Annotated in this window: 9 protein-coding genes; 5 read left to right on the top strand and 4 right to left on the bottom strand. The window is 34.9% G+C overall.

Annotated elements, in window-relative coordinates; translation table 11 throughout:
• Positions 1-424 precede the first annotated feature (424 nt).
• Complete coding sequence (locus tag M0D21_RS04515) at positions 425-1603, top strand: GlmU family protein (RefSeq protein ID WP_248327244.1); 1179 nt, start codon at positions 425-427, stop codon at positions 1601-1603.
• Positions 1604-1661: 58 nt separating this feature from the next.
• On the opposite strand, the gene M0D21_RS04510 is transcribed toward M0D21_RS04515, so the two are convergent.
• Both M0D21_RS04510 and M0D21_RS04505 read right to left on the bottom strand, forming a co-directional pair.
• Positions 1662-2738, bottom strand: coding sequence for a hypothetical protein (locus M0D21_RS04510; protein WP_248327243.1), 1077 nt, complete (start codon positions 2736-2738; stop codon positions 1662-1664).
• 121 nt (positions 2739-2859) lie between these two features.
• Complete coding sequence (locus M0D21_RS04505) at positions 2860-4485, bottom strand: ABC transporter substrate-binding protein (RefSeq protein ID WP_248327242.1); 1626 nt, start codon at positions 4483-4485, stop codon at positions 2860-2862.
• Positions 4486-4629: 144 nt separating this feature from the next.
• On the opposite strand from M0D21_RS04505, the gene mtaB reads away from it, so the two are divergent.
• Complete coding sequence (gene mtaB / locus M0D21_RS04500; protein WP_248327241.1) at positions 4630-5958, top strand: tRNA (N(6)-L-threonylcarbamoyladenosine(37)-C(2))-methylthiotransferase MtaB; 1329 nt, start codon at positions 4630-4632, stop codon at positions 5956-5958.
• A 61-nt stretch (positions 5959-6019) separates the two neighbouring features.
• Here the strand turns inward: mtaB and M0D21_RS04495 are convergent, their stop codons facing one another.
• Entirely contained in the window at positions 6020-6322 is a 303-nt protein-coding gene (locus M0D21_RS04495) for a GNAT family N-acetyltransferase (protein WP_248327240.1), read from the bottom strand.
• Positions 6323-6602: 280 nt separating this feature from the next.
• On the opposite strand from M0D21_RS04495, the gene M0D21_RS04490 reads away from it, so the two are divergent.
• The 3 genes from M0D21_RS04490 to M0D21_RS04480 all read left to right on the top strand — a co-directional run bounded on the left by M0D21_RS04490 (position 6603) and on the right by M0D21_RS04480 (position 8727).
• Complete coding sequence (locus M0D21_RS04490) at positions 6603-7274, top strand: alpha/beta hydrolase (protein WP_248327239.1); 672 nt, start codon at positions 6603-6605, stop codon at positions 7272-7274.
• Positions 7275-7337: 63 nt separating this feature from the next.
• On the top strand, positions 7338-8285 hold the full coding sequence (locus M0D21_RS04485; RefSeq protein WP_248327238.1) for a lytic transglycosylase domain-containing protein: 948 nt from the start codon (positions 7338-7340) through the stop codon (positions 8283-8285).
• A gap of 73 nt (positions 8286-8358) precedes the next feature.
• Positions 8359-8727, top strand: a complete 369-nt coding sequence (locus M0D21_RS04480; protein WP_248327237.1) for a sulfite exporter TauE/SafE family protein — start codon at positions 8359-8361, stop codon at positions 8725-8727.
• A gap of 54 nt (positions 8728-8781) precedes the next feature.
• Here M0D21_RS04480 and M0D21_RS04475 read toward each other — a convergent pair whose 3' ends face one another.
• Positions 8782-9627 (bottom strand): TlpA family protein disulfide reductase, encoded by an 846-nt coding sequence (locus M0D21_RS04475; protein WP_248327236.1) that lies wholly within the window; start codon positions 9625-9627, stop codon positions 8782-8784.
• Positions 9628-9658: the final 31 nt, after the last annotated feature.

Here is a 9658-nt window from a genome sequence, read left to right as displayed (position 1 = left end):
TGGTAATAAATTTAAATTTCATCTGATTTGCTTTAATTGAGCTTCCTTTCTTTTTTTCATCGCCAAAAAAGAAGTAAAAAAGTCTAGGCGTACAAAAGGAACTTAAGAAAATACGACGTCACCCGCAGCCACGGATGAAAAAAAAAACGTGCTATCACTCAAACAGTTTTTCATCCAAATCCCCTTACTGATGACTTGATTTTTAAAGTTCTTTTTGATAGATCATCACTTAAGTTCATTTTAATGGATAAAACGTCGGATAGAATTTTTATGGGATGTCTCAGGCCTAAAAGTGTGGATTTTTTGTTTTTAAAGATTATTTGCGAAAAACATACCAAAAAATTCACCTCTATTTATGTGAAGGTGATTATTTTTGTCTCTAGGAGAGGTATTCTCCTAACACAACAACATTATAATACACAACATGAATTACATTCTTTTTGATGGGCCGGCTCGAAAAGCGTTATTGCCGTTTACCTATACGCGACCTGTAGCCGATATACGCATAGGGATTATTACCATACGCGAAAAATGGGAAAAATATCTGGGGTATACTACCTCTACCGTTACCGAAGATTATTTGAGTGATAAATATCCTATGGTAGAGCTGGAAGATAACATAATGATCTGCGCCTCATACCTGCCTACAGAAAAGCTGGTAAAAGCAATTACTGGGCTCCAAGAAAATCAAGCGATTTTTATAAACGATGAGCCTGTAGCGTTTTATGTAAAAGAAGGTCAGGAGGTAGATTTTGATACCTACACCATACAGGAGTTTGAAGAGGAAGTGCTTACGGTACAACATACCTGGGATATTTTTTCTAAAAATGAACAGGCCATCAATGATGATTTTACATTGCTAACCCAAGGTAGAACCAGTGCACCTATACCTAAAAGTAACCAGGTGATCGCTCCAGAAAATGTATTTATCGAAGAAGGGGCAAAGCTGGAGTTTACTATCCTTAATGCTAGCAATGGACCTATTTATATCGGTAAAAATGCTGAAATTATGGAGGGGAGTATGATAAGAGGTGCGTTTGCGCTTTGTGATCATGCTACCATAAAAATGGGGGCTAAGATTTATAGTGGTACTACAGTGGGGCCATACTCCAAAGTAGGAGGAGAGGTTAATAATTCTGTGATTTTTGGGTATTCAAATAAAGGACATGATGGTTTTATTGGGAACTCAGTGTTAGGGGAGTGGTGTAACCTAGGAGCAGATACCAATACCTCAAATCTTAAAAATAACTATGCACCGGTACGATTGTGGAGTTATGAAACCGAAGGTTTTGCCAAAACAGGACTACAGTTTTGCGGTTTAATGATGGGGGACCACTCTAAATGTGGTATTAATACAATGTTTAATACGGGTACCGTGATTGGAGTGAATGCAAATGTTTTTGGTGGTGGTTTTCCTCGCAATTTTATACCGAGCTATAGCTGGGGAGGAAGTGGAGGTTTTACCACCTATATCACTAAAAAAGCTTTTGAGGTAGCCAAAGTAGTAATGAGCAGAAGAAACCAAGAGTTTAGCGAGGAAGATAAAAAAATCCTGGAGCAGGTATTTGAAGATACACAATCGTGGCGCAAAGGTTACGAATAGTACAAAACAAAAAACACGATCCATAGGATCGTGTTTTTTTATATTCCAATATGTTGTATTATTCTTTGTTTAAAAAGAACTCTACATTAATAACAATATCATCTTCATAAGAGAATTTTACGACCATCTCAGAACCATTGATTACTGCTTCACCATCAAAATCTACATATCCATCTTCTTCAGTACCTTCATAAACCTGGTCACCTGCAGCTTCAACATATTCAAACTCTACCAGAGTAAGTCTACCTTCTTCTTCATCATAGGCCCAGTTTCCTTTAGAGATATAGTATCCTGGTTCTTCAGGACCAAATACAGCTTCACAATTTTCTACACTAGCGTTATAATCAAAATTCTTGCTTGTATCGTCACTTCTGTATTCGTAAGTTCCGTCACTATTGATGGTTAATTTAAAAGCATCTAAAACATAGCAATAGGCATCGTCAACTACCAATTGTTGATTGTTTGCACATTCTAACTCAGCTTCTTCACAGTCACTTTCTTCTCCCGGAAGAATAGTCACCCCGTTTTCAATTTGTTTGGTGTAGTTCCAAACTCCTTCGATTGCTGGGTTTCCTCCCCATGCTTCTACTTCTACACATACTTGTACAGGTTCACTAATATTTCCTTGATCATCATAAATACATAAGAAATAACAGAATTTACCTGGAGGAATAGCATCTCCAAAATCAACATCTATAGAAGCTTCATTGTCGTTTAGCTTTCTAGATTTTGCCAAAATACTTTTACTGTTTTTTACACTTCTGGTAGAATTTGCAGGAATATCTAAATAGTCTGGAGCTACAGTTCCATCATTTTCAACAATTTGAAAATATGCCCCGGCGTAATTTGTTGGTACAGTAAAATCAATGTTGAAACCACTGTTTAAGAAACCAGATTGTTCGGTTTCGCTAACTGTAAATCCGGTAATGTTTCCTGTGGGTTGTGGAGCGTCTCCAGTGTTTCTGGTAGCGCCATCTACTGTAATTCCTTGAGAAACAGTACTTGCGTCGAGCTCTGTTTCTTCTACGGGGTTAGGATCTAGATTGTTTACATCGGTTCCTGAATCATCATCACTGCTACACGATACCACTCCTAAAAAAAGAGAAGCTAATAAAAGTAGGTTGATTTTTTTCATAAGATTTGGTTTAATTAATATGTTAAAATTTTAATTAATGAAGCACGAATATATGAAAATCAACCGATTAAATGCGTATTTAATCGATAAAATGTTAAAAAATACAAAAAGGTAATGTTTTTTAATCTTTCTTCTCTTTCCAAACTCTTTTTAAGATTAAGAAGTTTTGCGGGTTATTGGTAAGTCCTCTCACATCTTTTTGGGTGAAACGAACTACCTCGTCATAATATAGAGGAACGATGGGGGCGTGAGCTACTATAATAGAATCCATCTTTGCATAGTGTAGTTCACGTTTCGCATTATCGGTAATAAAGAAACTCTCTTCATAAAGACGATCAAAGGTTTCGTTTTTAAAATGGGTATAGTTGGGGCCGTTGGGAGTGTGGTTTTTGCTGTAATATGGAGATAAAAAGTTTTCAGCATCAGGGTAATCGGCAATCCAACTAGCTCTAAACGTATCTAGTTTACCCGCCCATTTCTTTTGTCGAATCGTTGACGCGGGCATCACATCTACCATAATAGTAATACCAATTTTTTCTAATTCTCTCTGTATGTATTCGCAAATACTTTGGTAGTTGGCATCCGTAGCAATGCGTACAACAGGTTCGTTATCTCCAGTTTGTTTTTTGTAGAGCTCTACAAGTTTTCGAGCTTTTTCAGGATTGTAGTCGTACCCTTTGATATTGTTAAAACCGGGAATCCCTTTGGGAATAAACCCATTTACAGCGGGTGTGCCAATGCCATTTTTAAGGTATGTAATCATCTTTTCTCTATCGAAACCATGATTCACAGCTTTTCTAAGAACCTCCGATTGAATTTCATCTTTTTCTGTATCCAGATAAAATCCTAAATATTCAGAGTTGAGATATGGGCCTTTGCTAATATTGATGCGTTTTTTGTATTTGTCGCGTAGCTTTCCGGTTGGCGTGAGCAATTCATCTTTGTAAGAAGCGTCAAGGCTATTTAGGAGATCAATCTTTCCTTTCGCAAATTGTAAAAATTCACTTTGTTTATCGGGTAAAAAAGTGATGGCTACTGCCTCTAAGTAGGGTAGAGAATTTCCTTTGGTGTCTCTCTCAAAATACAATTCATTTTTTCTGAAAACGAGTTTCACATTTTCTTCCCAAAGTTTGAATTTAAAAGGACCTGTACCAATGGGGTGAGCTCTAAAATTGCTACCATAAAATTCTACGATTTCTTTTGGGATCACAGAGCAATACCGCATACTCATAAGTCCTAAAAAGGCGGGGAACGATTTTTTTAACTGTATGCGAAAAGTAGTATCGTTTACTGCGGTATATTGTTCTACATGTTTTAATACCCAGTTTCCTGGTGAAGCCACTTTTGGGTCTACCAATCGATCAAAACTATAGGTAAAATCACTAGCGACGACTGTCCTGGTACTATCTTTTGTATTAAATTCTGGATGTTTATGAAATTTTACATCATTTCGTAAGAAAAACGTATACGTAAGTCCGTCTTCAGAAATTTCCCAACGTTTTGCGATATCGGGTACTATATGCAAAGAATCGTCTAATTGTACCAGGCTGTTATACAATTGATTTGTGGCCCAAATAATATCATAGTCTCTTGCAAAAGCTGGGTCTAATGAAGAAATATTGTTGTATGAATTATACCGAAACACCATATGATCTTTATCTTCAGAAGAAGTAGTACTGCAAGATGTGAGGAGAAGAAACAGGTAAACTGTTGTTAAATAATAAATTACAGGATTAAAGTGGTTCAATTTCAATTTTAGTAAACGAATTATTGTTGGTATATTTGCACCCTCAAAAAAATAGTAAAAAGATATTCTTTATAAATGGTGACTAATTTGTAAAGAAGTAAAGATAAAGAGATTTCTTTCTACAAGGAAGCGACAGGAAGTTTTATGAGAAAAAAAGTTGCATTTTATACGTTGGGTTGTAAGCTGAATTTTTCGGAAACCTCGACTATTGCTAGAAATTTCACAGATGAAGGTTTCGATCGTGTAGATTTTTCTGAGCAGGCAGATATTTATGTGATTAATACGTGTTCTGTTACGGAAAATGCAGATAAACGTTTTAAAACCATCGTAAAGCAAGCGCAAAAAGTAAATCCAGAGGCATTTGTAGCCGCTGTTGGATGTTATGCACAGTTGAAACCTGAAGAGCTGGCTGCGGTAGATGGAGTCGATCTGGTATTGGGAGCTACCGAAAAGTTTAAAATTACAGATTATATAAACGATCTTTCTAAAAATGATTTCGGAGAAGTACATTCTTGCGAAATAGAAGAAGCCGATTTTTATGTAGGAAGTTATTCTATTGGGGATAGAACGAGAGCATTTTTGAAAGTGCAGGATGGGTGTGATTATAAATGTACCTATTGTACGATCCCATTGGCGAGAGGTATATCGCGAAGTGATACCTTGTCGAATGTATTGAAAAATGCGAAAGAAATTTCGGAGCAGGGGATTAAAGAAATTGTACTTACCGGAGTGAATATTGGAGACTACGGAAAGGGAGAGTTTGGAAATAAAAAACACGAACATACCTTTTTTGAGTTAGTACAAGCACTTGATAAGGTTGAAGGTATTGAGAGATTGCGTATCTCATCGATAGAGCCTAATTTACTTAAAAACGAAACGATCGATTTTGTATCAGGATCGAGAACATTTGTTCCTCATTTTCATATTCCTTTGCAATCGGGTAGTGATGAGATTTTAAAACTTATGCGTCGTAGATATCTAAGTGATTTATACGTAGATCGAGTGAGTAGAATCAAAGAAGTGATGCCTCATGCTTGTATTGGAGTAGATGTAATTGTTGGTTTTCCTGGAGAGACCGATGACCATTTCTTAGATACCTATAACTTTTTGTCTCAATTGGATATCTCTTATCTTCATGTGTTTACTTATTCTGAAAGAGATAATACGCTGGCAGCAGAACTTGATGGAGTGGTTCCTATGAATGTAAGAAAGAAAAGAAGTAAGATGCTAAGGGGGTTGTCTGTGAAGAAAAGAAGAGCTTTTTATGAAAGTCAATTAGGAACAGAAAGAACAGTGTTGTTTGAGTCGGAAAATAAAGAAGGGTATATTCATGGTTTTACAGAGAACTATGTAAAAGTAAAAATGCCATGGAATCCCGCATATGTCAATACACTTCATAAAGTAGTGTTGACAGAGATTGATGAAGAAGGAATGGTCAGGTTTGACTTTGTAAAAGCAACAACTAAAATATAAGGTATAAAAAAACCGCATTTTTACGATGCGGTTTTTTTATGTTTATGATGTAGTATCACTACTAGATGTTGATTCCTACAGGTAATAAATTTTTATACTTTCTTCGATTCTTTCTCATAAACTTTGCAATGATAGGACTTGTTGGTACCAAGCGTATATTGCGCTCCTCAATTACATTAAATACTGCAACGATAAAATCTTCTCCAAATCCTTTTTCAAGATGTTCTTCACTCATGATAAGTTTGGTTAAGAAAATTTTTCTTTCTTGTAAAGCATATTCAATTTTTGCTTTTTGACCATCAATTGTTGTCTCGAATTGTCTTAGAAATTCATTGTCTATGATTTCTAATCCAACATCACTCATGTTCTCCATATTTTTTTTAAAATTATGAGGTGTTTACATTTAAAACAAAAAAAGAAATTTCACTAACCTGACTTCGGAAGTAAGCAACAAGAAAGAAAATCTAATTTCTATTCTTGCAAAATGTGTAATTATTTGCCTAACTAAGATTTGTTAGTTTAAATTTCCTTTATAAAAATTTAACCTAGTATTTCCTTTTATGTAATACAGGAAAACTATAATTTTGCGATGCAAAGATAAGAAAATTAGCCTTTTAAACGTAAGGTTCACTGTTAAAATACCTATGTCGCAAGAAGTTAGCCATGTTTATTTTGTTCCGGGAATGGCTGCAGACGTTTCTATTTTTGAAAACATAAGGCTTCCCGAGTCACAATTCAGGACATATACCATCCCTTGGAAAATCCCCGAGAAGAAAGAGTCTATAGGTGATTATGCCAAAAGAATGTGTTTAGAAATTAAACATGAAAATGCCGTACTTATAGGGGTTTCATTTGGAGGAGTGATCGTTCAGGAGATGAGCAAATACCTTACGCTTAAAAAGTTGATCATCGTATCTAGTGTAAAAAATAAGTTTGAATTGCCAAAGCGCATGAAAATTGCTCGCAAAACTAAGCTCTACAAACTCTTACCAACCTCTGTAGTTTCAAAAATTGATAATTGGGAAAAATTAGCTTTTGGTGATTTTGCAAAGAAAAGAGCGGCAATGTATCAAAGGTATTTGTCGGTTAATGATAAAACATATTTAGATTGGGCCATCGAAAAAATGGTATGTTGGGATCAGGAACAGTGTCCAGAAGGTTTAGTACATATTCATGGAGATAAAGATATTGTTTTTCCTGTGTCTAATATTGAAAATTGCATCATAGTGGATCAGGGAACGCATGTTATGATTGTAAACCGGGCAAGATGGTTTAATAAACATTTACCTGAAATTATCAATGATAACTTGCATTAATAGAACTTTTTACGTTATATTGTATTCTTAAAATTTTATTCCCCAATAAAATCTACTATTGAAATGAAGATGATTAGAAAAATTTTGGTTTTTTTAGGTGTACTATTTACATTTAGTATCCTAGTAAATGCGACTCAAGAAGCACCGCAAAAACCTGTAGCCCAAGAAAATTTAGAGACGAAATTAATAAACGATTACAACGTTTATGCAATCCCTATGCCTGATAACTTAAATTTTGCAGGTGAACTTGTACCAATCCAAAATCCAGATATTAGAGAACGAATGGATCGCGAGTTATTGGTAAATACCTATTGGCAGTCAAATGGTTTGCTATTATTTAAAAGAGCAAATAAGTATTTCCCTGTGATAGAACCAATACTTAGAGAACATGGTGTTCCAGAAGATTTCAAATATTTGGCAGTTATCGAAAGTAGCTTGACACAAGCGGTTTCTCCGGCAAGGGCAACTGGTTTTTGGCAAATACTTAAAGGTACGGCAAAAGAATATGGCTTAGAAGTAAATCAAAATGTTGATGAACGCTATCATATCGAAAAATCTACAGAGGTAGCGTGTAGATACTTAAAAAGTGCTAAAGAAAAACTCGGTTCCTGGACTTTAGCTGCGGCTGCTTATAATGCCGGTAGAGCAGGTATCCTTAGGCAATTGGATCGTCAAGATGCATCATCTTATTACGATTTATTGCTTGGAGAAGAAACGGGAAGATATGTATTTAGAATTGTAGCGGTTAAAGAGATTTTAAGCAATCCGAAGAAATATGGGTTTAACTTTAAAGACGAGGATCTTTACAAACATATTCCTACATTTAATGTATTGGTAGACGAGCCTATTACAGATTTTAATGAGTTTGTTAAAATACACGATATTAACTACAAAATTCTAAAATTACACAATCCTTGGTTACGAGAAACACATTTAAATAATACCTCTGGGAAGGAATATATTATTAAAATACCAAGAGAAGGTTACTACAACTTAGGTACCGGACAATAGTACTTTCTTTACTGTAGAATCAAAGAAGTTATTTCAAGTTTTTTAAGTAAGTTAGCTGCTTATATATATTATTATGAATATAAGTGTGCTTGTTTCTTTAGTTCTTATTGGGCTTTTAGCTGGTTTTTTTAGTGGAACCTTAGGTGTAGGAGGTAGTGTAGTAATGATCCCTCTTATGATTCTGTGGTTAAACTTTTCTCAACATGAGGCGCAGGGAACAAGTTTAGCAGTACTGGCAGTACCAGTTACTTTATTGGCAGCTTTTAATTATTACCGTGAAGGATATGTAAATTGGAAATATGCCGCAATTATCGCGGTGACCTTTATAATAGGAGGATATTTGGGAAGTAAGTTGGCAATATCGATCAATCAAAATTTAATAAAGAAAATATTTGGTGGAGTATTACTTTTAGTTGCTCTAAAAATGATATTAGGTAAATAAAAAAAGCCAGAACTACTGTTCTGACTTTTATTTATGTTTTTATGCTAAGGAAATCTAAAATCTCCTGTTATTTTTTTTAGCCTTCTTAAGAGAGTCTTTTTCCCGCTTGTATTTTTCATATTCTTCGTCGATTCTTCTTTCTTCAGCAGTACGACCATCTTCACCAACTTCATCATCGGCTTCTTTCTCTTTAAGAGCTTCAGTATCTGTATCCTCAGCAAGTAATCCCTTTCTGTCTAAGTCGGCAATAATTAATGAAACTCCTTTCGACAAAGAATTAAAATGAATGTTATAAGAATTGCTTAAAGTTTCACTAGAGTGATGGGTTTCAATTTTTTGAATGTTTAGTACCTTTTTTTCGTCATCTAAGAAATACATCATAGGGAATCCTAATGCATGTTTTAATTTGTTTACGATATAGGAATCTTGATTTGTTTTTTCATCAACGTAAACCAATTTAATATTTTTACTGTACTCATCACTTTTATCTTTTAGGTTTTCTTTTGTGTCCCAGAAAAGGACAAGAAAATCTATTTGGTCATGAAATCTATCTGCCAGATCATTAAGAGCAGGGATTTCACCAATACCAGGGACACACCATGCTGCATAGGTGATTAGAAACAATGGTTTTTCATATTCTTCAAACGTAATAGGATCTTCTTTTAAGGTATTTACTGTAAAGTTATCCATATAGGTGCCGTTCAGGTGATTGCTTACCAATGAATCAAATAAAAATTTGGCCCTTTCCAGATCACTGCGTCTGTAGGCTTCATCCATTTTTAGATTATACTTTACAATATGGGCAGAAATTGCAGTCGAAAAAGGTATTCGAACTTCTTCTTGAGCAAAAGTGCTGCCGAAAAAAGTGAAGAGTATTCCTAGAACTAATAATTTTCTCATTACAACATAATTACAATAGCTAATGTACTAT

This window comes from Aquimarina acroporae, from assembly GCF_023195925.1.
Lineage (GTDB): Bacteria > Bacteroidota > Bacteroidia > Flavobacteriales > Flavobacteriaceae > Aquimarina > Aquimarina acroporae.
Note: the sequence above shows the minus strand (reverse complement) of the source record. Positions and strands in the feature narration are given on the sequence as shown.

Excerpts from the sequence above, each read along its gene's own strand:
- M0D21_RS04515 (WP_248327244.1), top strand. The coding sequence starts at position 425 with ATGAATTACATTCTTTTTGATGGGCCGGCTCGAAAAGCGTTATTGCCG.
- M0D21_RS04510 (WP_248327243.1), bottom strand. The coding sequence starts at position 2,738 with ATGAAAAAAATCAACCTACTTTTATTAGCTTCTCTTTTTTTAGGAGTG.
- mtaB (WP_248327241.1), top strand. The coding sequence starts at position 4,630 with ATGAGAAAAAAAGTTGCATTTTATACGTTGGGTTGTAAGCTGAATTTT.
- M0D21_RS04495 (WP_248327240.1), bottom strand. The coding sequence starts at position 6,322 with ATGAGTGATGTTGGATTAGAAATCATAGACAATGAATTTCTAAGACAA.
- M0D21_RS04490 (WP_248327239.1), top strand. The coding sequence starts at position 6,603 with ATGTCGCAAGAAGTTAGCCATGTTTATTTTGTTCCGGGAATGGCTGCA.
- M0D21_RS04485 (WP_248327238.1), top strand. The coding sequence starts at position 7,338 with ATGAAGATGATTAGAAAAATTTTGGTTTTTTTAGGTGTACTATTTACA.
- M0D21_RS04480 (WP_248327237.1), top strand. The coding sequence starts at position 8,359 with ATGAATATAAGTGTGCTTGTTTCTTTAGTTCTTATTGGGCTTTTAGCT.
- M0D21_RS04475 (WP_248327236.1), bottom strand. The coding sequence starts at position 9,627 with ATGAGAAAATTATTAGTTCTAGGAATACTCTTCACTTTTTTCGGCAGC.